At 65.6% G+C, this 22,330-nt stretch carries 17 protein-coding genes; 6 read left to right on the top strand and 11 right to left on the bottom strand.

Translation table 11 applies throughout. The features are described from left to right. Positions 1 to 25: 25 nt before the first annotated feature. From M1M07_RS01545 to M1M07_RS32660, 6 genes are all read right to left on the bottom strand, one after another. On the bottom strand, positions 26 to 1,540 hold the full coding sequence (locus M1M07_RS01545; RefSeq protein ID WP_248673091.1) for a class I adenylate-forming enzyme family protein: 1,515 nt from the start codon (positions 1,538 to 1,540) through the stop codon (positions 26 to 28). A gap of 236 nt (positions 1,541 to 1,776) precedes the next feature. Further along, on the bottom strand, positions 1,777 to 2,967 hold the full coding sequence (locus tag M1M07_RS01540) for an acyl-CoA dehydrogenase family protein (RefSeq protein WP_248673090.1): 1,191 nt from the start codon (positions 2,965 to 2,967) through the stop codon (positions 1,777 to 1,779). 1 nt (position 2,968) lies between these two features. Further along, positions 2,969 to 3,751, bottom strand: coding sequence for an enoyl-CoA hydratase/isomerase family protein (locus M1M07_RS01535; RefSeq protein ID WP_248673089.1), 783 nt, complete (start codon positions 3,749 to 3,751; stop codon positions 2,969 to 2,971). A gap of 86 nt (positions 3,752 to 3,837) precedes the next feature. After that, positions 3,838 to 5,475: a thiamine pyrophosphate-binding protein gene (locus M1M07_RS01530; RefSeq protein ID WP_248673088.1), complete on the bottom strand. Its 1,638-nt coding sequence runs from the start codon at positions 5,473 to 5,475 to the stop codon at positions 3,838 to 3,840. Between the two features lie 30 nt (positions 5,476 to 5,505). Then, positions 5,506 to 6,051 (bottom strand): SDR family oxidoreductase, encoded by a 546-nt coding sequence (locus M1M07_RS01525; protein ID WP_282581728.1) that lies wholly within the window; start codon positions 6,049 to 6,051, stop codon positions 5,506 to 5,508. Next, positions 5,957 to 6,289 carry an SDR family NAD(P)-dependent oxidoreductase gene (locus tag M1M07_RS32660; protein WP_282581727.1) on the bottom strand — a complete coding sequence of 111 codons (333 nt, stop codon included), beginning with the start codon at positions 6,287 to 6,289 and terminating at the stop codon, positions 5,957 to 5,959. Before M1M07_RS32660 ends, M1M07_RS01525 begins: the two co-directional genes overlap by 95 nt. An 87-nt stretch (positions 6,290 to 6,376) precedes the next feature. Here M1M07_RS32660 and M1M07_RS01520 point away from each other — a divergent pair, with 87 nt between their 5' ends. After that, positions 6,377 to 7,276 (top strand): NAD-dependent epimerase/dehydratase family protein, encoded by a 900-nt coding sequence (locus tag M1M07_RS01520; protein WP_248673087.1) that lies wholly within the window; start codon positions 6,377 to 6,379, stop codon positions 7,274 to 7,276. A 56-nt stretch (positions 7,277 to 7,332) separates the two neighbouring features. Here the strand turns inward: M1M07_RS01520 and M1M07_RS01515 are convergent, their stop codons facing one another. Together M1M07_RS01515 and M1M07_RS01510 are read right to left on the bottom strand one after the other, a co-directional pair. Beyond that, on the bottom strand, positions 7,333 to 8,088 hold the full coding sequence (locus M1M07_RS01515) for an SDR family NAD(P)-dependent oxidoreductase (protein WP_248673086.1): 756 nt from the start codon (positions 8,086 to 8,088) through the stop codon (positions 7,333 to 7,335). Next, positions 8,085 to 9,479 (bottom strand): phosphotransferase family protein, encoded by a 1,395-nt coding sequence (locus M1M07_RS01510; RefSeq protein WP_248673085.1) that lies wholly within the window; start codon positions 9,477 to 9,479, stop codon positions 8,085 to 8,087. Before M1M07_RS01510 ends, M1M07_RS01515 begins: the two co-directional genes overlap by 4 nt. 114 nt (positions 9,480 to 9,593) lie before the next feature. Here M1M07_RS01510 and M1M07_RS01505 point away from each other — a divergent pair, with 114 nt between their 5' ends. After that, positions 9,594 to 10,586, top strand: a complete 993-nt coding sequence (locus M1M07_RS01505; RefSeq protein ID WP_248673084.1) for a hypothetical protein — start codon at positions 9,594 to 9,596, stop codon at positions 10,584 to 10,586. A gap of 94 nt (positions 10,587 to 10,680) precedes the next feature. Here M1M07_RS01505 and M1M07_RS01500 read toward each other — a convergent pair whose 3' ends face one another. Then, positions 10,681 to 11,196, bottom strand: a complete 516-nt coding sequence (locus M1M07_RS01500; RefSeq protein ID WP_248673083.1) for an acyl-CoA thioesterase — start codon at positions 11,194 to 11,196, stop codon at positions 10,681 to 10,683. Positions 11,197 to 11,290: 94 nt separating this feature from the next. Next, positions 11,291 to 12,151 carry an NAD(P)-dependent oxidoreductase gene (locus M1M07_RS01495; protein ID WP_248673082.1) on the bottom strand — a complete coding sequence of 287 codons (861 nt, stop codon included), beginning with the start codon at positions 12,149 to 12,151 and terminating at the stop codon, positions 11,291 to 11,293. Positions 12,152 to 12,405: 254 nt separating this feature from the next. Here M1M07_RS01495 and M1M07_RS01490 point away from each other — a divergent pair, with 254 nt between their 5' ends. From M1M07_RS01490 to M1M07_RS32965, 4 genes are all read left to right on the top strand, one after another. After that, a complete protein-coding gene (locus tag M1M07_RS01490) occupies positions 12,406 to 13,935 on the top strand; it encodes a class I adenylate-forming enzyme family protein (protein WP_248673081.1) in 1,530 nt (509 codons plus the stop codon). 465 nt (positions 13,936 to 14,400) lie between these two features. Then, positions 14,401 to 16,842: a CaiB/BaiF CoA-transferase family protein gene (locus M1M07_RS01485; protein ID WP_248673080.1), complete on the top strand. Its 2,442-nt coding sequence runs from the start codon at positions 14,401 to 14,403 to the stop codon at positions 16,840 to 16,842. A gap of 408 nt (positions 16,843 to 17,250) precedes the next feature. Then, positions 17,251 to 18,321: a site-specific integrase gene (locus tag M1M07_RS01480; protein WP_248673079.1), complete on the top strand. Its 1,071-nt coding sequence runs from the start codon at positions 17,251 to 17,253 to the stop codon at positions 18,319 to 18,321. Next, entirely contained in the window at positions 18,318 to 20,645 is a 2,328-nt protein-coding gene (locus tag M1M07_RS32965; protein WP_248673078.1) for a tyrosine-type recombinase/integrase, read from the top strand. Before M1M07_RS01480 ends, M1M07_RS32965 begins: the two co-directional genes overlap by 4 nt. Here M1M07_RS32965 and M1M07_RS01470 read toward each other — a convergent pair. Then, entirely contained in the window at positions 20,607 to 22,169 is a 1,563-nt protein-coding gene (locus M1M07_RS01470; RefSeq protein WP_248673176.1) for an ISL3 family transposase, read from the bottom strand. The two genes, M1M07_RS32965 and M1M07_RS01470, sit on opposite strands and share 39 nt — an antisense overlap. Positions 22,170 to 22,330 lie beyond the last annotated feature (161 nt).

Genomic DNA, 22,330 nt, shown 5'->3' with positions numbered 1-22,330 from the left:
CTCCTTCTAGTCGGCGTTTGCAGGGTCAGACCCGCGTGGATTCGAGTTCGGCGACCATTTCGAGCAGGCGCCGCCGATCGACCTTGAGGGACACACTGCGCGGCAGAGCATCCACAGTGTGAATGGCGACCGGCACTTCGTAGCCGGTCAGCTGGTTGCGGACGAACTCTTTGAGCTCGGCCTCGTCGACCGGCTGCGCGCCCTCGGCGAGTTCGATCACGGCGACGGGCACCTGGCCGAGCCGCTCGTCAGGCTTCCCGTACACCGAGGCATCGAGTACCGAACCGTGCGCGCGCAACGCGTTGCACACGGTCTCCGGCTGCACCTTGAACCCACCACGGATGATCGCGTCGTCGGCGCGACCGTCGATGTACAGGAAGTTGTCCTCGTCGAGATGGGCGAGATCGCTCGTGCGCACCCACTCGTCCGTCCCGGTACCGGTCTGACGCGAATTGACTTCGAGGCGACCGGTCGTGCCGACAGGCAGCACCTTTCCGTTCTCGTCGACCGTGCGCATCTTCACACCGGGGAAGGGACGGCCGACGCTGCCGCGCTTGCGCGTCCACCACTCGCCGATGAGCGGCTTGGTCCACCCAGCGACTGCACCACCGAACTCCGTGGCGCCGTACATGATCATCACGGGAATGCCGTACCGTTCGGTGAATTCGTCGGCGAGGTCGGGGCTCACGAAGGTCGTGCCCGCAGTCACCGCCCGCAGACTCGCGAGTTTCTCCTTGGGCACCTCCGCATTGAGTACCGAGCGCATCGCGGCCGGCGGCAGACCGGCTACGCGCAGCTGATGCTCGTAGACAGCGTCGACCCAGCCCTCGACGGTGAAGCGTGGCAGCAACACGATCGGGCGCGCCTCGGAAAGAGCCTGGACGACACCCCAGAGTCCACCGATGTGCACGATCGCGAGCGACACGAGCGAGACCCTGCCGGTCAAGGGTTCACGGCCGTCACCCCCTTTGCCGGTATGGCCGTGCACGGCGTCGAGAGCGGCTTCCAGCTGACGCCAGGTCAGCGGGATGCGCTTCGGCGGCCCCGTGGTGCCCGAGGTGAACATCTCGACCGCGACCGGATCCTTCTCGTCCGTCGCGACCTCGATGGTGACCTCCGGCCCCCCGGCGCGCTGCTCGACTTCGATCCCGTCGACAGAGAAGCCGACGATGCCGGCCTCGGCGATGGCGGTTGCGAATTCGGCCTCTTCCCACCATGTTCCCGGGGCAAGGACAACCTGGGGACGAGATGCCACCGCGTCCGCGGCGACCCGCGCGGTCGGTTGCATGGGGTTGAGGGTGATGATCGTGCGGCCCTTACCGAGGATCGCGATCAGGGACGAAATGGACTCGGTCCGATTGCTGAGCACGACGCCGATACGTGCCCCCTCCCCGCAGCCGACGCGGGTGAGTTCGGAGTCGATTCTTTCTGCGAGGGAACGGACTTCACCCCACGTGTGCCACGCTTTGCCCTCCTGGACCATCTTCGCGTCGTCGGATGCCGACCACAGCAAGCCCAACGCTTCCCTGATACCCGTCATTCGATACCTCCCACTCCTGCCGACGGGAAAAATCCGCGTTCTTCCTGCATCGGTACCGGTTCATGACGTTTCGCGTACCGCATCCGGCGACACCGAGCGAAACGTCTCACCCAAAGATAGATCACATAGTTAACTACGTCAATCTGGTTTGCATTCGATGTCTCCGACACGGTGTCGCATCCGAGCACGAAAACGGGGGAAGACCTTCCGGTCCTCCCCCGCTCGGTCCAGCGGATTCAGCGCGGCATCCCCAGCCCGCGCTCGGCAATGAGGTTGCGCATGATCTCCGAACTGCCGCCGGCGATCGTGTATGCCCGCGCGTACAGGAACTCGTCCTGCCACCGCCCGTGATCGACTGCCCCCGAATCACTCTCGACGAGAATCCCGGCCTCACCGGCGAGCTCGAGCGCGAAACGTGCGATGTCCACACCGAGCTCACTGAACATCAGCTTGGCCATCGGTGCGTCGTAGGGCCGTTCGGTCTTGCGTGACCATCGGCTGATATTCGCGTACACCATCGCCGATAGTGCAGCGACCGCCGCCGACAACTCGCCGATCCGCTCCTGAACTGCGCCGTCCTCGATTGCCGGACGTCCGTTGCGGATCACGTTCTTCGCCAGATCTTTCAGCGCCTCGACGTTCTGCTGCAACCGCACAGCACTCGTCGCCACACCGCTGCGCTCGTGCGCGAGACTCGAATTCGCGATTCCCCAACCCTGGTTGACCTCACCGATCAACGCGTCGGGCCCGAGCTCGACATTGTCCAGGAACACCTCGTTGAAGTCCGAGGTCCCGGTCATCTCGCGTAACGGACGCACATCGACACCGGGCAGTCGCATATCGACGATGAAGGCGCTGATTCCCTTGTGCTTCGGCGCGTCCGGATCGGTACGGGCGAGAAGATAACCGTAGTCGGCCCAGTGTCCGTTGGTCGTCCATACCTTCTGACCCGTAACCCGGAACCCACCGCCCTCGGTGGGCACGGCCTTGGTGCGCAGCGACGCGAGGTCGCTACCCGAACTCGGCTCACTGAACAGCTGGCAGAAGATGAGCTCGCCGGAACGGATGCCCGGCAGGTACTTCTGCCGCTGCTCCTCGGTGCCGAAATCGATCAGGGCGTGCGACACGAGATGCGCGGCCCCCTGGATCGCCGCCGGGGCGCGCCCACGCGCGAGTTCCTCCCCGACGACGACATCTTTCTCCGACGAATGCCCGGAGCCCTTGCCTCCGTACTGCTCGGGCCAGTCCGCCCCGACGTAGCCGGCCGCGAACAGCTTGCCGGTCCACTGCTTGAGCAACGCCAGTTCTTCTGCGTCCTCCGCGCTGCGCACACCCGCCTTGACGGCGACCGGCGGCTTGTTCGCGGCGACGAATTCGCGCACCTCTGCCCGGAATTCCTCGAGCTCCGGAGTCATTCCGTAGTCCATGTCAGCGCACCTCGTAGTTGCGGGTCGGCACCTCGGAACGGACGACCTGCGCCTTGCCGATCGGGTTTCCGAGATCGGTGTAGTACATGCCGGTGGCGAGCGCCGCGGTGCGGCCTGTGTTCTTGGACTCCCAGATCGCCCGGAGGCTTCCTTGGATCGCAGCCGGAGGCTTCGCGGCGATCCGCTCCGCGAGTTCCTGCGCCCGGTCCCACAAGGTGTCCCGGGTCACGATCTCGCTGATGAACCCGATCTCCAGCGCCCGCTTGGCAGACATGCGCTCGTCGAGGCCGAGCAGGACCATGCGGAGCACCTCGCCGATCGGGATGCGATGCGCCAGGCCGATCGGCTCGAGTGCAGCGACCATGCCGTACGACACGTGCGGATCGAAGAACTGGGCGTCCTCGCTGGCAATGATGATGTCGGCCTCGTTGAGCCAGTAGAGTGCACCGCCCGCTGCCATTCCGTGCACCGCGCAGATCAGCGGCTTCCAGCACCCGTTGTGCTTGGGGGAGAGATCGATGCCCGGATCGCGGCGCATGAAGACATTGTCCGAAAGGAATGTGCCCTCCTTGACGTCGACGCCGGTCGAGAAGGCGCGGTCTCCGTTGGCCCGCAGCACCATGACGTGAACGTCGTCTTCCTCGCGTGCGTAGGCCCACAGCGCCGCGAACTCTGCCCGCATCGTGTCGGTGAACGAGTTCAGTTTGTCGGGCCGGTCGAGCGTGATCGTCAGAACATGGTCTTTCAGCTCTGCGATCACCGTGGTCAAGCCGCTCAGATCCACAGTTCCTCCTGGAAAATACGGGCGTGCGCCCTCACAAATATTACTAAGTCATCCATGTTCGCGTCCAGTCTCCCGGTCGGTACACGTCAACGCGCGTGGGTAGCAGCAGCGGCCATCGCCGGTCGTCGCCGGGCGGGATCGGCCTTCACCTCCACGACCAGAGGGTAGGACCCGTCCTCTACCAGCGCCGCAACCTGCGTGAACTCCCCGACATCCCGCACCGTCACCGCGCGCGCACCGAGCGCCCGCGCCGTCTCGGCGAACCCGGGCCAGTCGACCTCCGAGTGCACCGGCGACAGACCCAGGCCTTCCAGCTTGAGATATTCGGCGCCATAGCAGTGATCGTCGAGCACCACCAGCACCAGCGGCAGCCGATGCCGCACCGCCGTGCTCAACTCCACCAACCCCATCATCGCGCCGCCGTCCCCGGCCACACACACCGTCGGCACCTCGCGCCGGCCTGCCGCGACACCCACCGCCGTTGCGATACCCAGCCCGATCGAACCGAACGCGCCGGGCACCGCGAAGCGACCCGGATCGACCCGCAGATATTTCCACGCCGCGAACGAGAATCGCCCGATGTCGGTGACCACCTGCACTCCCGAGGGGAGTATCCCGCCGAGCTGGACCATCGCATCGCGCATATCGACGGTGCCGCCACCGGAAATACTGCGGTAGCCCGTCTCCCCCACCGCGCGCACCGCCGCGGCGAGCTGCGCGACCCGACGACCGGACCGGGCAGAGTCACCCGCCTCCGTCAGCCGCTCGTACAACGCGCGCACCACACCCGCGGCGTCGCCGGAAATCGGCAGATCGACCGGCGCGAACCGCCCGAACGCATTCGACCGATCGTCGACCTGGATGACGAACTTCCCGGCGAGCAGCGCCGTGTTGTCGGTCGTGAACGACGACAGGGAGGCACCGACGGCGAGCACGCAGTCCACCCGGCCGAGCTCCTCGATCGCCACCGCATGCGACAGCGAGCCGTGCACACCGAGGTCCTCCGGCTCCCCGGCGAACAGGTCCTTCGCGAGCAGCGTCGTCATCACCGGCGCGTCGAGTGCCCGCGCCAGAGCCAGAATGTTCTCGCGGGCCCCGGACAGCACCGCGCCGCGGCCGGCGAGGATCAGCGGTCGCGCGCTGCCCAGCAACGCGCCGAGCGCTTCGTCGACCATCTCCGGGTCCGGCGCACCGGGTACCGGCGGTGCGGGCACCGCACGCGGCGACTCGCCTGTCACGGTGACCTCGAGCAGGTCGTAGGGCAGATCGAGCACCAGCGGAACCCGGGTGGCGGTCACCCGCGCCAGCGCACCCGCGATGTCGCACGCGACGGCGTCGGCGTTGCGAACCCGGCGGTACTCGGCACCGGCGAGTCTGGCGAACCCCTCCAGGTCGAAGTCCTGGAAATGATCGCGCACGTCCGGGGTGCTGCCGGTCAGCAACAGCACGGCGCTGCGCGAGCGCACCGCCTCCACCAGCGCGGTCGTGCAGTTCGTCACCGCCGGACCGTGCGTCACCGACGCGACACCCACCCGGCCGGTCATGCGGGCGTAGCCGTCCGCCATCGACACCGCACCGCCTTCGACCGCGGCCGCGATGAACTCGCCGCCGTGGTTTTCGACGAAGTCGCCGAGATACGCGAGGTTGGCGTCCCCCATGAGCCCGAACACGGTACCGATTCCACACTCGGAAAGCGCCTGCGCGGCAAGTTGATAGGTCTTCACAAGGAGCTCCTCCAGGATCGGGATGTGCGGTCAGATGGCGGGACAGAAGCCGCCGTCGACGTGCACGGCCGTGCCCGTCAGGTAACCGGCCCGGGGAGAGAGCAGAAACGCCGCGGTATCACCGAACTCACGGGGCTCGCCCACCCGGCCGAGCGGGATCTTCATCCGGTCGGCGACCGTGGCGAGGTACTCCTCGACGTCGCGGCCCGCCTCGACGGCCGGACGCACAATCTGGCCACTACGGATGATGCCGACGAGTATCGCGACCACCCGAACCCCGTCGGGGCCGAACTCGTTGGCCAGTGCCTTGGTCAGGCTCAGACCCGCCGCGCGCAGCGGGGAACTCGGCATGCCACCACCGGCGCCCGGGGCACGCGCACCGGTGCTGAGCACATTGAGGATCACGCCTTTCGATTCCTTCAGGTACGGTACTGCCGCGCGGCTCGCGCGCACCGCCGCAAGGAACTTCAGGTCGAAATCGTCATACCAGGCCTCGTCGGTGAGCTCCTCGAACCCCCCCGCCGGTGTGCACCCCGGCCGAGTTGACCAGCCCGTCGAGCCGGCCCCACCGCGCATGGGTCTGCTCGACGAGTCCGTCGAGGTCGGCGGCGACCGTGACGTCGGCTCGCACCCCCACCGCGGAGCCGCCGCCGAGGGCACACAGGGTCCGTACGGCGTCGTCGAGACGCTCGGCATTGCGACCGCAGATCGTCACGTCGGCGCCCTCCACAACGAGAGCCGCGGCTGTCGCGTATCCGAGGCCGTCGGATCCGCCGGTGACGAGGAAAGCCTTGCCCTGCAGGCCGAGATCCATACGGCTCCTTCATGCATCTACTTAGTAAACTATGTAATCTGGGTTATAATACACTGGGCGGGTTGGCGACAGTCAACGGAGGACACCATGAAGGTTCTGATCTACGGTGCGGGAGGCTTCCTCGGCTCCGCGCTCGTCCGGCGGTTCCTTGCAGGAGGACACACCGTACGAGGCCTGGTCCGCACCAAAGACGCGGCTGCCGCACTCCGTAAGGAGGGCGCCGAGCCCGTGCTCGGCGACCTGCTCTCCGATCCCGCGGGCACCGTCGCACTCGCGATCGACGCAGATGTCGTCGTGTACGCCGCGCAACTTCTCCTGGAACCCGAGCGGCACACCATCGAGGCCCTGATCGATCACCTCGCGGAATCGGGAAAGACGCTGATCTTCACCTCTGGCACAGGAGTGCTCTCACAGCGCACCGACGGCGAGTGGAGCGAAGACACGTTCGCCGAGGACGACGAGTTCGTCCGATCCAAGTACATCGGTGCCCGCGTCGACACCGAGAATCTCGTGCGCGCCGCCGGCGCACGGGGCATCCGGGGCATCGTCGTGCGACCCTCGATGATCTGGGGCCACGGCCGCTCCCCCATGCTCGACGGCTTCCGCACCGCGATCGAGAAGACCGGTTCGGTCTGCTACATCGGTCGCGGACTGAATCTGTACTCGAACGTGCACGTCGACGACGTCGCCGAGATCTACCACCTCGTGGCGGAAAAGGGCGTCACCGGCGCGCTCTACCATGCAGTCTCGGGCGAGACGAATTTCCGCACCCTCGCCGAGGCCCTCGCCCGGCGGCACGGTGTTACGGCCCGGAGCATCGACCTCGCCGAGGGAGTGGACATCTGGGGCACCTTCGCCGCACTGATCGTCTTCTCGACCTGCAGTCGCACGCGCGCACCCCGCACCCGGCGCGAACTTGGCTGGCAGCCCCATCCCGAACGGCTCGATGTAGTCGCCGAGATCGACGTTCCGACGAGTGTGATCTGACGGCCGTCGCACCCGGTCCACAAGGATCGGGTGCGACGCGCGGACAGTGCCGACAGTCAGTGACGCCCGCCGGCGACCACGAGAGTCTCGCCGGTGATGTAGGACGATTCGTCGGACAACAGGAATCGCACGACGGACGCGATCTCCGCCGGCGCCGCACCACGACCCAGCGGGACCGTCCCGACCATCGCGGCGCGCTGCTCTGCCGTCACCGTCTGCGATTGCTCGGTCAGGACAAGACCGGGAGCGACGGCATTGACCCGGATGCCGTGCTTCGCGAACGCGAGGGCGCACCCGCGAGTGAAGTTGTTCAACGCTGCCTTCGTCGCCCCGTACGCGATCGTCGACGCGTTTGCCGAGACACCGCTGATCGACGAAATGTTGACGATTGCACCGCCTCCCGCCGCGATCATCTCGTCCTTGACCGCCCACGTCGTGAGATACGGCCCGCCGGCGTTCGTGCGGAACAGCAGATCCCACCGCCCGGGGGTGAGTTCGTCGACCTCCAGCAATCGCGAGTAGGCAGCATTGTTCACGAGAAACCCGACAGGTCCGCCGAGTTCACGGCGCGCGGTGGCCATGAACTCCGTCACGGATTCCTGATCCGCCACATCGACCTGCACGGCGACGGCCTCTCCGCCGCGGTCGCGGATGCCGACGACCGTAGCGTCCGCCTCGCCGGCCCGGGAACGATATCCCACCGCGACCCGAGCTCCAGCAGCTGCGAGGTTCTCACAGACGGCGCGCCCGATACCCCTGGCGCCACCCGTGACGACGGCGATTCTGCCCTCGACCCCCCGCGCCTCCGTCATCGCTCCAGGGGATCGAAGTGCCGGTCGGCGAGTACACCCATCGCAGGGCGCAGCGCCTGCGTCTCGCCGGCAACCTGGCGCAGGAGAACACCCACCGCGACCCCGAGCGGCACCGAGCCTTCGAGGCACCGTTTCACCAGCTTGGCAGTACCCGCCGCCACGGACGACGGCCTGTACTCGAGCACCGCTTCGAGATCGTCCAAGTCTCGCTGCTCGACAGCCGCCGACACAGAGGATGCCTCACGCAGGTACTTCAGAATCCTCGCCAGGCCCTTGCTGCGCTGGATCACGAACGGATCCTCGCTCCGCGGAACGATGATCTGCCGGATCTGCTCGAGCGCGGCGTCGTAGAGCCAGTCCCGCTCTCCCGGAGTCGACGGCACCGGATCGACGTCGACGATCTCCACACCCACGACGTCGGCCAGGGCCTCGAGGAACAGCCTCCGGTGCAGCAGTCCGTACACGAGACCGTTACCCACCTCGCCCAGCAGGTCGGGCTCCGCGCGCGTGCGGTGCCCGAGGATCACGATGCGCAGTTCGGCGAGCACCCGGTAGTAACGTATCCGGTCGAGATCGACGGTGGTTCCGGCTGCACGTGCGTAGTCGTCGAACCGCTCCATCAGGTCGGTGAACGGTTCCTGTACCGCACGGACCGAGACCCAGGCGAGATCGTCGTGCGGGTCGCCGAGGTGTCCCAGCTCGAGGTCGAGGACGGCGGTGACCTTGCCGTTCTCGTAGAGGAAGTTTCCCGGACCGGTGTCCCCCTGCACGATCGCTACGGGTCCGTCGACGTCCGGCACGTGGCTGCGCACCCAGTCGAGCCCGAGGTCGATCAGTGGATCGCTGGTCCCGGAGTCGCGGTAGATCTCTTCCCACGTGTCGATCTCGCGGTGGACGAGCACCCGCAGATCCGCGCCGGGGTCCTGGTCGGGCAGCCCGAGCCGGTGCGGATCCACCCGGTGCATCTCGGCGAGGATGCGCATGAAATCCGATGCGACGGAGACTCGTTGGCCCTCGTCGTGCAGTCGGGAGAACCACGGCTGCCCAGGGACGAGTCCCGACAGGATCGCCTGTTCGGTCGGATGCACTCCGACCACCTCCGGGACCGGGACCGCGGTGCCGCTCAGCGCCCGGAAGAATGCCGCCTCGCGGTGCAAGGTGAAATTGTCACCCTTCTCCACGGGGTCGAGACGGTCGTAGCGCAGGAACAGAGGGCGGACCACGCCGTCCTCACCCCGCACCTCCACCACCCACGCTTCCCTCCGGCCGCCACCCGGGCGCCGGTCGGCCGAAACCACGGTGCCGTTCGCCGTCTCGCCGATCCATTTCACGAGATCGCGGGAAAGGTTGCTCGCTTCAAGATCGGTCGTGCTCTGTGTCGCAGTCGCCATCACTTCGTCCTGACCTCGGGCGGTCACGTATACCGCACCCCCCAACTATGGTACAGATCACTTATATCACTTAGTTCTCTTTCCGCAAGATCACATCGATCCCGGAGCGTGCCCATGACCTCGAACACCGTCGCCGACGCACCATTCCTCCCCGAAGACGACACCTACCACCGACTCAGCGACGACCCCTACGAAACCGAAACGACGTGGTGGTCGTTCAACGTGCCCGAACGCCGGATCGGCGGGTGGCTCCACGCCGCGCATCTGCCCAACCAGGGCACCGTCAGGTGGCGTGTGTTCGCGTGGAACCCGCGCGGAGCCGACCCCGGACGCCTCGCGTACTTCCGCAACTCGGGGCCGGCTCCGATGATCGACAATCCCGACCTCCGCGACATCACTTTCCCTGCGGGCGGTTTCAGCGTCAAAGCCCTGAAGCCGACCATGGACTACCACATCGCCTACTCCGATCCGGCAGCAAAGTTCGCCATCGAGTTCGAACACCGCAGCGCGCACCCGGCGCAGCGGTTCACACCCGGTGAGGCGCCCGCGATGTTCAATCCCCACTTCGATCAACTCGGTCACCTCACCGGCGAACTCGTACTCGACGGCGAGCGCATCGAGATCGACTGTCACTCCGTCCGGGACCGTACGTGGGGTCCGCGCGGCGGCGCGCACCTGCAGAGTCGCAAGCCCGAACATCTGCGTGGCCAATACACGGTTCGCGAACCCGGTGGACCGTCGTGGCGGCAGGTCGAGCGGCAACGCGGCCGCGGCCGCATCCAGTACATCTTCGGCCACGCCGGCGCCGAGACCGGTTTCCTGAGCTTTGTTCGTCCCCAGGACGGCGACGCCGCAGGATTCTCGCCGCTCAATGTCGGCTGGCTGTTGAAGGATGGACGGTTCGAGCGTCTCGACAAGACACGTAGCCGCATGCGGAACTATCGCGACCCCCGTACCGTGGAGCGCTCACATGGAGGTGCAGCTCGTCGACGTCACGGGTCGCACCATGGATGCCGAGGGTTTCGCCGTGAGCCACATGTGCGAACACGGCACCGGCGCCAACGCGCTGATGCGCTGGGATTTCGACGGGAAGATCGGCTGGGGTGAAGATCAGGACGGGTGGAAGCCCGACCACTTGGCCGAGCTCATGCGTGCCCTGCGCGATACGGGCCGGACAGGGCACGCACGCCGGTAGGGAACCTCAGTGGGATGGTGAACTGTGCCCGATCTGTAGGTTGCGCAGCATTTTTCGAGCGAAGTCCGGTATCGGAACAGGGCCGCCGTCACCGACCGCGACAAGTACGGTGTCGCAAACACTGATGCACACTCCGTCACGAAAGAGTGCCGAGGACGCCACGAACGAGGTTCGGCCGATCCGGCCGACGCCGACGCCGGTGTCGATGACGGCGGGCCAATGCGCTTCGGCAAGGAAATGGACGGCGTTCTGGGACGTGACCAACCGCAGTGGACGCATTCCCGAGTCGTACACACCTGGGAAGACCTGCGCATTCAAAACCGCACGAGCATCCTCGTGCATCGATTCCAGGGCGAGATTGTTCAGGTGTGCATTTGCATCCATGTCGGCGTAGCGAGCCTGCACCTTCCCGACAAGGGGATACAGGTCGGGGCGCGAACGGGCCGGATGCGGCCGACCGGTGGTTTCCACCAGCGCATCAACGGATTCGACGCTACTGCTCATGGTCTTGCCTTCTTTCATCTCGCCGTGATCGGAAATCAATAATGTTGCCTGGTAGGCAGCGCCGTGAGCGGTTCACCGCCGGCCGGCGGCCGTCCGGACCGGGTCCACGGGGTCATCGCCTATTCCGTTGCCAACCGAATTGCGGTTCGTATCCCAACACCCGGCGAGCCTTGTCGATGCATAGAAGCGTCTCGTTCTCATGGAAGACGCGGCGGGTCGGCACACCCGGAAACTGCTCGGCGACAAGGTCGGTGGTCGACCTGGACATCACCGTGTCGGCGTTTGCGATCACGAAGGTGTCGAGGCCCGTGTTATCCCGCTCGAGCGCTTTGCGCACCGCCTGCGCGCCGTCGCGACTATCGATGTACGCCCACAAGTTCCAACGCCTCAGCGTTGGATCGGTGTCGTATTCCGGGAACCGCTCGTAGTCGCCCTCATCCAGAACGTTCGAGAACCGTAGAGCGGTCAGCGACAAGTCCGGATTCCACCGAGCCAACTCGGTTGCCATAGTCTCCTCGAGATGCTTCGCGAGTGAATACGACGATTCCGGGCGCGCTGGATAATTCTCGTCCACCGGAAGGTACGGCGGTGGTGTAGTGAACGGGATGCCGAGCAACGTCTCGCTCGACGCCCACACCACCTTCTTCACCCCGGCGCGGATCGCGGCCGTGAAGACATTGTAGGTGGTCATCAGGTTATTCTCGAAAGTCTCCGAGTCGGTAGCCAACCCGGGCCCGGGAATAGCAGCCAGGTGGACGACCGCGTCCACTCGGCGATATCTGCTGTCCACGGACGACATCGCGTCGGTGGCCTGACCGAGATCACGCAAGTCGGCGATCACGGTCGGAGCAGAGGAATCTGTGGGCCGGATGCGATCGATGCTCGTCACCTTCCAGCCGTGACGCTGCAAATCTGCCACCACCGCACGGCCCAACTTCCCACTGCCACCCGTTACCACCACCCGCCCCGTCATGTCGCTCCTGTCATCGCAGTCCGTTGATATCTTGTATCACCTAGTAATCTACCGCTCTCCTACGTGCCATCATGTCCCCGAAGCAGCGGTCACGTCGAATCGCGATGAGCGGTCGAGGATGCCGCACCGACCATTCCTTCCCGGCTATGCACGCAGCGGAGAGAAGAGAGCAATACTGTCGAGTGCTTAGGTTGCCCGAACCTGCGACGCGAACCCAGGTTGCCCGGCAACGACGTTGAGGAAAGGAACAGCAAGTGTCCGCATCACCCCTCGTCGCCATGGCCACCGACCCCGCCTCGGTACTGCCGGTCCAGCTACGCTCGCGCGCCCGATCGGAACCCGATCGACCGTTTCTGCTGGAAGTGACGGGCGGTAGCGCCACCTACGGCGCGACATGGGACGGCGTATGCAAGTGGGCCGAGCAGCTGAGAAGCCTCGGTGTCGGGCCCGGCTCCCACGTCGCGACCTGGCTGCCACCTTCGATCGATGCCGCGATGGTGTGGATCGCCCTCGGTTGCCTGGGTGCGGTGGAGATACCGGTCAACCCCGATCTGAACGGCGCATTCCTCGAGCATGTCCTCGACGATGCCGCGCCGATGCTGTGCCTGGCGCGACCAGAATTCGTCGACCGCATTCGAGACACCCGACCCGCCTTACCGGTTCGGGCTGTCGAGCGTGGCGCGTGGGAAACACTGGCTGCGGCCACCACCGAAATCCAGGTACTGCCGAGACCGAGCGACATCGCGTGCGTGATCTACACCTCCGGCAGCACAGGTCCGGCCAAGGGAGTGGTGCTGGATTGGGCGCAGTTCGCCACCACCATCGACCGGATTCCCCTCGGCCCGGACGATGTGACCTACGATTGCCACCCGATGTTTCATGTGACCGGAAGAAGCCCCTTGGTCACCATGTGCAACACAGGTGGCAGAGTCGTTTTCCGCGAGAAGTTCTCGGCCAAGGCCACGATGGATGACGTGCGTAGGTTCGGATGCACCACGGGCACCTTCCTCAGTTCTCTCCTGCTGGCCTTGCCGCCGCGGGCCGACGACGCCGACAACCCACTGGAGGCCGTGTTCGCCGGACACAATGTCGCTCTCGCTGCGGAATTCGCGAAGCGATTCGCCGTGAGGTGTTACGACCTCTACGGTTCCACCGAAGTCGGCTTCCCGCTCGTCCTGAGCGACCCGCCCGATCTCGAGCACACGTGGTGCGGACGCGTCCGCGACGGCTATCGGGCACAGGTGGTGGACGAGGAGGGGCACCCCGTCGCCGACGGCGAACCGGGCGAGCTCTGGATCCGGCCCGACGACCGACTCATAATCATGGTCGGTTACCTCAACCAACCGGAGGCGACCGCACGTGCCCTGGACGGCGGCTGGTATCACACGGGCGATGTCGTCATTCGCCATCCCGACGGCAACTTCGAGTTTCTGCATCGGGCCGGGGACACGATTCGACGGATGGGCGAGAACATTTCGACCACCGCCGTCGAGGCAGTGATCGACGAGCACCCGCAGCTTTCCGGATGCGCGGTACTTGGAGTTCCCGATTCCATTGCAGGACAAGAGGTTTTGATCGCCGCGGAGGTCGTCGCGAACTCCACACTGGACGAGCCTGCGCTCTACGAGTGGCTGACAAGTCGCCTACCCAAGCACAGCCTGCCGAAGTACCTCACCCTGACCGACGCGTTGCCACGCACCCCGACCAACAAGGTTCTCAAGAGCGGACTGCTCGGCGCCATCGACCTGACCGGCGCGTGGAGCCCTCCGAGCCGGCGACGCTGACTCGCAGGACTCAGCAGCGCCAGCACTCCCGCGGATCGGCCAATACACGTCGCAGACCCTGGCGATGCGTGTCCTGCCGGACCGTCTGATGATCGGACCGGCTCCGGCCGAGCTCTTTCGCGCCTTCGCGCCGGCGTGGCAGCCGCGCGGTCCCGAACTCGGCAAGCACCGGGTGTCGCCGACGTGCCACAGAAGGGGCGGCACATACCGAAGAGAACCAAGTAACATAAGTGGCCTGTAGAATACCTGGTAGACCGCGGTATACGTGACCCCAGAGGGAGTGCGAAGCGGTGGCCACTGCGACCGAGAGCGCAGACGAACTCGACGCGAACAGCCTTTCCCTCAATCTCACGTACGCGTGCGGGCGATCCGGCGAGCGGCACTGTGACACTACACATAGTTCACTTAGTTAGTTATAAGGTTCTCACCTACCTCGTTCGCCGACCCCTCCTCGAAAGGTCCCCTGTGAACGCCACCGATCCCCGATCCTCCTCACCCCTCAATGGTCTGAGCGTGATCGATCTGTCGACCACCACTCCCGGCGCATACGCGAGCGTGTTTCTCGCCGACGCGGGTGCCGACGTCCTCATGGTCGAGCCGCCGACAGGCAGCCCCTTGCGCGAAGTTGCCGGTTGGCCTGCTCTCGCCCGTGGCAAGAAGAGCGTCGTATTAGACCTGCATACCGATGACGGCCGTGCTCGATTGGAAGACCTGCTCCGCAGCGCAGATGTCCTCGTCACGACGTCTCGGCCCGCGGCGCTCGAACGCCTGGGGCTCGGGCCCGCACGTCTCGGCGACTTGAACCCGCGACTGGTCAGCGCCTCGATCACCGGCTGGGGCAGCACCGGACCGTGGGCGAACGACAAGGGATACGAAGCACTTGTCCTCGCCCGGATGGGTGTCTTCCACGGAAAGGCCCGGATGACACCGCGTCCAGGTCCTGCATTCCTGGCCACCCCGTGGCCCTCGTGGGGTGCCGCACACACCGCAGTACACGGCATCCTCACAGCGTTGTACGAACGCGAGAGCAGCGGTATCGGCCAGCACGTCGAGGCGGATCTGCTTCGGGGCACCGCTTCGATGGATCCATACAACTGGTTCTTCGAACTCGTCTGCAGGCGCTGGCCCGAGGCGTACCAGCCCCGGTACGCATTCGACGACGAAGGCCGACCCAGTGCTCCACTGATCTATCCGCTGCTCGTTGCACAGACGAAGGATGATCATTGGCTCCAATTCGCACAGACGGAACCACGGCTCTTCCACGCGATGATGACCGAATTCGGACTCGCCCATGTCTTCACCGATCCCTACTGGCAGGGAATTCCATTGTTCGAAGACGTCGAGCGTCGGGTCGAACTGTGGGAGCTGATGCTCGAAAAGGTACGGGAGCGCACCCTCGCCGAGTGGCAGGACGTGTTCGACAAGAACCCGAACGTCACAGCAGAGATCCTCAATACTCCAGAATCGGCACTCGATCATCCGCAACTCGTTCACGACGGTCGTGTGGTGGTTGTCGACGACCCCGAGCTTGGAGCAGTTCGGCAACCGTCAACTCTCGTCCACGTCGACGGAGCACCGCTGACAGAACTTCGACCCGCGCCCCGCCTCGGTGACACAGAACCGTCACTCGACGCCATGGTGTCCGTCCCGTCAGTTCGCGAAAGCAACGCTGCTGGTTCGGCACTTCCACTCGCCGACGTCACCGTCCTCGAACTCGGTTCGATGTTTGCAGCTCCCTACGGAGCGACCCTGTTGACAGACCTCGGCGCCCGCGTCATCAAAATCGAGCCTCTCGCGGGTGACACGATACGGTCACTCATGGCGTTCCCCGAAGCCGGCGGCGCCAAGGTTCTCCAAGGCAAGGAATCTGTCGCTCTCGACATCAACACACCCGAGGGCCTCTCGATCGTTCATGACCTCGCGAAGAAGTGCGACCTGGTCCTGCAGAGCTATCGTGCGGGGGCGGCCGAACGGATCGGAGTAGACGCAGCAACCCTGCGCGCGCTCAATCCTGATCTGATCTACCTCAACGCCCCGGGATACGGTACCGACGGACCGTTCGGGAAGAGCCCCGCCTATGCACCGTCCATCGGTGCCGCGAGCGGGTTGGCCATCAGCGATCTCGGACGGAACGATCTCATCGGCTCCAACCTCGACGAAATCAAGCGCTTTGTCCCACTCTTCCAAGCCGCAGGCGCGAGTCCCTCGGTTCAGGCCGACGGCGTCGCTGCCCTCGGCGTCGCTTCAGCGCTTCTTCTCGGGTTGCTGGCCCGCAAGCGGGGACGTCCAGTCGGCGAGATGACCACAACGATGCTGGCGAGCGCAACCCACGTGTTGATGGATCGCAACATCGACTACGCCGGCAAACCCACAACACCGGCTGCCGGTCCTGACCTGTACGGACTCGACGCCCTCTACCGTCTTTACGAGACGAACGACGGCTGGATCTTCCTTGCCGCTCCGCAGGAGTCCGAATGGGCAGTTCTCGTCGATGCGATGAAGTCGTATGTGGATCTGGACCAGCACGAGTATGCGACGGCGGAACTCCGCCGGGCCAACGACGCGGGCCTGACCGAAGCGCTCGCCGAGGTTCTCCGCACCCGATCGAAGTCGGAGTGGGAGAAAGAACTTACCTCAGCCGATGTCGGATGCGTTGCCGTGACAGAGAAGACCCCGGAGGCACACCTTCAGGAGGATAAGTACTTCGATGCCGGATACACGGTGATCGCGGACAGTCCGATCTTCGACGAGCATCGCCGGCTCGCACCGCTCACGCGGTTCTCACGCTCGGCGGTGAAGGCGGATGCCGGTTGCACGATCGGAGAACACACAGATTCCGTCCTGGCCGAGATCGGACTGTCCACCGAGCGGATCGCGGAACTACGGAGCAAGAACATCGTGGCCTGACCGCAACGAAGACCGAACGCGCACCGCGACCTGATATTGCACAGGGGGGTGGGTTCCACGGGAGCCCACCCCCGTGTCGTGGCGTTCATGGGTATGCCTTGTTTCGACCGAGTTCAGATTGACGAGAACAGAGCAATGAGCGATCGATCCATGACCGATACCACATCTGTCAGCGGTCATGTAATTCCCCAGGTTGAGGGGTTGGTCCGTCACGTAATTGGATCTGTCGCACTTTCCGTGAAGTCGCTGCCACGCTTCGCTATTCGAGGTGGATGACGCGTTTGCGGAGCAGGTCGAGGTTGGCTCGCCCGTACATCTGCCGTTTGAGCATCTTAGAAGTTACGTGGAATCTGGCCCGCGGAGATGATCATGTCTCCTCGGTGTCGACCACGGAACTGAGGAGACGGCTTGAACGGCACGGTGGTGTTGGAGGAGAAGTGGCCGGTGCTGGGCCGGCATGCGCAGGCGGCCGGGTGGCTGCGGGTATGGACCGATCTCGGGAGGGCGCCGCGGACGATCGACGCCTACGCCCGGGGGCTCGCCGAGTACCTGGAATTGTGCGAACGGGAGGGCGTCGACCCGCTCACGGCGAGTAAGGCGCATGTCGGGATCTATGTGCGGGAGTTGACCGAACGGCCAAGTCGTCGCGGCGCGAACGTGGTCTCGATCGACTCCGGCTCCGGCCTGGCGAATGCCACCATTCAACAACGTCTCGTGTCGGTGCGGTTGTTCTACGACCACCTCATGGAGGAGGGCCTGCGCGAGTCCAATCCCGTTGGCCGGGGCCGTTTCACGCCAGGTCAACGCGGTGGCGGGCACCAGCGCGGGTTGGTGCCCCGATTGACGAAGCTGCCCTGGATTCCCACCGAGGAGCAGTGGGTGGACATCTTGGCCGTCGCCGCCGCGGAACCGGTCCGCAACCGGGTGATGCTTGCCCTGGCCTACGATGCCGCGCTGCGCCGTGAGGAGCTGTGCTCGCTCCGCACCGACGATGTCGACCCCGCCCACCGCACCCTGCGGATCCGAGCGGAGACGACGAAGAACCGGCTCGAGCGGGTCGTGCCGTATTCGGCCGCGACCGGTGTGTTGCTGTCGGACTATCTGACGCACCGGGCGAGCCTGAGCAGAGCCCGCGGACCGCTGTTCCTGTCGGAGTCCCACCGCAATCACGCCCAACCGCTGACCCTGTGGACGTGGTCGAAGGTGGTGCGACGCATCGCCCTGGCCGCCGATGTTCCGCGGTTGTCCACGCACACCACCCGGCACCTGTGTCTGACCGATCTGGCCCGGATGGGCAGGGAGCTGCACACGATTGCGGCCTTCGCCGGTCATCGCCACACGGACTCGACGCTGCGATACATCCACCTGTCGGGGCGGGACCTGGCCGACAAGCTCGGCCGCGGCATGGACCACATTCATGCCTGGCGGATTTCGATGCTCACCGGCATGGATGCCGCGACGGCGGGAGCGCCGCGGTGACCGCGCCCCTGCCGGGGACACCCGAACCTGGATCCGAATCACGTTGGTGCTCACCGCTCGTCGCGTATGGATTCGACACCACACTCGAGGTCCGAGACGATGAGGTGCGGGCCATCGACGAACTCGGCGTGCGCAACCTGCGGCGACTGCACGATCACGATCCGCACGCGCCGGGATGGCTCCTGATCGAACGACTGCTGCGACCGCTGGAGGCAGTCAACGCAGGACTGGATTCACCTGCCACCGCGCATCGACGGCGAACCATGGCCGATGCGGTCGCGGTGCTGCTGGTGCGATGCGCCGAGATGGAGCAGACCTTCTGGGGCTGGAGCACGCAGGAATGGGTCGAACTGCTCGGCCGCGATCAGGCCGAGTTCCGCCGGAACGCACCCGCCTGGGCCGGCGACGAGGTCCGCCCCTACCTCGCCGCGCACGCCTACCTGCTGGGCTCGTTCACCGAGTTCCATCGGCTCGGCAGCTTCCAGCGCTTGACCTTGTCCTGGCGGATCTTCGGGCGCGACCGAGTCAACGGCGAAATCGGCCGGCTCCGTGCAGTTCTCGCCGTGTGGGGCTACCGCCTTGGCCGCGAAGGCGACACGCTGCTACCGATGGTGCTCAGCCAGCTGTTCCTGCTCAACCGCAGCCCACACATCGAGGACCTCGGCACCGACCTGTTCGATCGGATCCGCCGTGACCGTCTGCTCGGCGGTGCCCGGCTCAACACGGTCCATGCCGTGCAGCGGGCCGTGAATGCCCTGGGATTCTGTGACCCTCCACCACGCAGCCACGATCGTCGCTCGGCTCGAGCGGTCGGCGGTCCGCAGGTCTGGCAGCAGTGGGTCGACCGCTGGTACGCGACCTCGACATTGACGCCGCGGGCACGCGGCAACGTCCGGTCCCGCCTGGTCAAGGTCGGCCGCTGGATCGCAGCCGAGCATCCCGACGCCGCAGATCCGGCGGCGTGGACGAGGCAGACGTGTGCGGCCTGGGTCGCCGCAGTGGACCGGATGAATGTCGGCGACTACGTGCACCGCACCACCGGACTCGACGAACGCGTTGGTAAGCCGCTGCAGGCCTCGACCAAAGATGGTCACCTGTCGTCGATCCGAAGGTTCTTTTCCGACTGTCAGGAATGGGAGTGGCTGCCGCGTCGTTTCGATCCGGGGCGGGCGCTGGCCACTCCGCGCAGCATCACCGCCCTCCTCGGCCCGAACCCGAGGGTGATCGCCGACGACATCTGGGCCAAGCTGCTGTGGGCGGGACTGAACTTGTCGCAGGCCGATCTCCCCGAGACGAGATCCGGTCACTTCTACCCGTTCGAACTGGTCCACGCGATCACCCTGACCTGGCTGTTCTCCGGACTACGCAGCGACGAGATCGCCCGCCTGCGGGTCGGCTGCATCCGTTGGCAACATGACGACACCCCCATCGACGGCGACTCCGATCAGATTCTTGCCCGCGATGCGGTCTGCCTGCTCGATGTTCCGGCGCACAAGACCGGCACCGCGTTCACCAAGCCTGTCGACCCGATCCTCGGCCAGGCCCTCGACACGTGGCAGGCGATGCGCCCCTCCCAACCGCAGTTTCACGACCGCCGCAGCGGCGAGCGAGTCGACGTACTGTTCGCCTTCCGCGCCCGCCGAATCTCTTCGTCTTACATCAACAACACGGTCATCCCGCTGCTCTGCCATAAGGCGGGTGTCCCGACCGCCGACGTCCGCGGGAATATCACCAGCCACCGGGCCCGATCCACGATCGCCAGCCAGCTCTACAACGCCAAAGAGCCCATGACCCTGTTCGAGCTGCAGGCCTGGCTCGGCCACCGCTCTCCACAATCGACGCAGTACTACGCGAAGATCACCCCGACCGCGCTGACACGGGCCTACACCGACGCTGGCTACTTCTCCCGCAACGTCCGCACCATCGAGGTCCTCATCGACCGCGACGCCGTCACCTCCAACACAGTCGGAGATGAAACACCATGGCAGTACTACGATCTCGGGCACGGATACTGCACCTACACTTTCTTCGAGCAATGCCCGCACAGGATGGCCTGCGCCCGCTGCGACTTCTACGCACCCAAGGCATCCGGCAAAGCTCAGCTGCTCGAAGCCAAGGACAACCTGCAGCGCATGCTCGTCGCGATCCCACTCAGCGACGACGAACGCGCCGCCGTCGACGACGGCCAGCGCGCCCTCGACAACCTCCTGGAGCGGCTGGTCGACGTTCCGACGCCGACCGGTACGACGCCACGAGACATCGGTGTTCCAGCGACCGCCACACTGCTACCGATCACCTCGGTCAACCAGCCCACACGCAAATGAACTTGACACACCCAGATTCCACATAATGATCCGGTTCACATGGCCTTCGACCGGCCCGGAGTTGTGTTCGAGGGTCAGTCCGGCGGTGACGGCATCGAGGTCACGGCGCAGACCCGCGGCGAAGGACCGCAGGGCCGGTGATCCGGTGGCGTCGATGCCGTTCATCCAGTCGGCGAGTTCGCGTCCGCGCCGCTCTGTCATGAGCTGCGCGAAGCCGCGCACGTGCTCGCGCAGGGCGGTCAACGCCGGACTGTGTTCGAGGATGTCGGTGAGGCGGCCGCTGTCGGCGTCGGTGAGGCGGTCGGGTCGGCAGGTCAGCCATCCGGTGACCTGCCGGACGGACGGTGCCTGCGGTGGTGCCGGCCGCATCCTGTGTTCTGTGCGGAGTGGCTGCAGAAACCTGCGGACGGTCTTGGCGCTGCCTCGGTAGCCGCGTTCGGTGATCTCCGCGGTCAGGCGGGCGGCGTCGGTGCATCCCGCAGCGAAGCGTTCTCGCAGGTAGGGTTCGTGCTCACTCAGCAGGGTGGGTCCTGCCGTCCGAGTGGTGGTCAACAGCTCGTCGACGGTACGAGCGCGGGCGAAGCGACGCACGGTCTTGCGGTCGAGACGCAGTTCCCTGCTGATCGCCGAGATCGTCATCCCGCTCGAAACGAGTTGATGCACGGCTGTGTGCCGTTCCCTGGTCCGGGAGACCAACCGGCCGTCCGGCATCTCTGCGCCTGAAGGACTTGTACCGCAATTGCTCTCGGTATGTTGGTCCGTCGCGTTGGGGTCTGTGAGTTCGGGTGGTGGACGAAGATCGGCGCGGTGCCGAACAACCGTGTCCTCCACCGCGCCGACGAGGTTGTGCCACAGATGCCACCGATCGGCGACCTGCACCGCATCCGGTGCGCCGGTGCGCACTGCTTCGGCGTAGGCACCGGCACGGTCACGACACACCACCTCGGCGCCGGGGTGTTCCTGCAGCCATGCGGCGACGGTGCCGCTGGTGCGGTCCGGCAGCAGATCGATAGGCCGGCTCGTGGTCAGGTCCACGACGACGGTGCCGTAATGGTGGCCGCGGCGGATCGCGAAATCATCGACACCCAGAATCGGGGTCTGCTCGATGGGCCGGTCCGGGATCGCACGCACCGCCCGCAGCAGGGTGTCGCGGCCGACCTCGATCCCGAGCCGGGCTGCCAGGCGGGCGCCGGCGCGGCCGGCCAGCGCCAGCCCGATCGCTTCGAGTACCGCGTCGAGCACGGTTGTGCGGCGGGCGAACCGTTTCGTCAAACCGGGTATCTGTTCGGCGAATGTGATTGTCGTGCAGTGCGTGTTGACGCAGAAGAATCGACGGACGGTCAGTTCGAGTACGACCGGGCGGGCACCGATCGCGGTGTCGGCCGGTCGGCGGCGGTACCGGGAATGGACCCGGCTCGACGAGGTGTCGCACTTCGGGCACTGCGCCTGGTTGCGGTGAGGGTGGGCGTGGATCCGGATCGTGGAGCCGGCGAGGCGGACGGCGTCGACTACGACGTCGGTCAGATGCGGCAGCAGGGCCGTCAGGGGCGCGAGGTCACACCATGATGATCTTGGTTGCTACCGAATCATCCCTGATCAGGAGGCCGTTAGGACCTTCACGGAAAGTGCGACAGATCCACGTAATTCCTCACCCGGCCGTCACGTAATTCCCCACCTTCGGGGCG

It is taken from the genome of Rhodococcus sp. HM1 (genome assembly GCF_023218075.1).
Lineage (GTDB): Bacteria > Actinomycetota > Actinomycetes > Mycobacteriales > Mycobacteriaceae > Rhodococcus.
This window is presented reverse-complemented; position numbering and strand designations above follow the sequence as displayed.

What these genes read in the sequence shown, in the direction of transcription:
- M1M07_RS01545 (WP_248673091.1), bottom strand. Translation starts at nt 1,540, where the DNA reads ATGACGGGTATCAGGGAAGCGTTGGGCTTGCTGTGGTCGGCATCCGAC.
- M1M07_RS01540 (WP_248673090.1), bottom strand. Translation starts at nt 2,967, where the DNA reads ATGGACTACGGAATGACTCCGGAGCTCGAGGAATTCCGGGCAGAGGTG.
- M1M07_RS01525 (WP_282581728.1), bottom strand. Translation starts at nt 6,051, where the DNA reads ATGCGCGGTGGGGCCGGCTCGACGGGCTGGTCAACTCGGCCGGGGTGC.
- M1M07_RS32660 (WP_282581727.1), bottom strand. Translation starts at nt 6,289, where the DNA reads ATGGATCTCGGCCTGCAGGGCAAGGCTTTCCTCGTCACCGGCGGATCC.
- M1M07_RS01520 (WP_248673087.1), top strand. Translation starts at nt 6,377, where the DNA reads ATGAAGGTTCTGATCTACGGTGCGGGAGGCTTCCTCGGCTCCGCGCTC.
- M1M07_RS01515 (WP_248673086.1), bottom strand. Translation starts at nt 8,088, where the DNA reads ATGACGGAGGCGCGGGGGGTCGAGGGCAGAATCGCCGTCGTCACGGGT.
- M1M07_RS01510 (WP_248673085.1), bottom strand. Translation starts at nt 9,479, where the DNA reads ATGGCGACTGCGACACAGAGCACGACCGATCTTGAAGCGAGCAACCTT.
- M1M07_RS01505 (WP_248673084.1), top strand. Translation starts at nt 9,594, where the DNA reads ATGACCTCGAACACCGTCGCCGACGCACCATTCCTCCCCGAAGACGAC.
- M1M07_RS01500 (WP_248673083.1), bottom strand. Translation starts at nt 11,196, where the DNA reads ATGAAAGAAGGCAAGACCATGAGCAGTAGCGTCGAATCCGTTGATGCG.
- M1M07_RS01495 (WP_248673082.1), bottom strand. Translation starts at nt 12,151, where the DNA reads ATGACGGGGCGGGTGGTGGTAACGGGTGGCAGTGGGAAGTTGGGCCGT.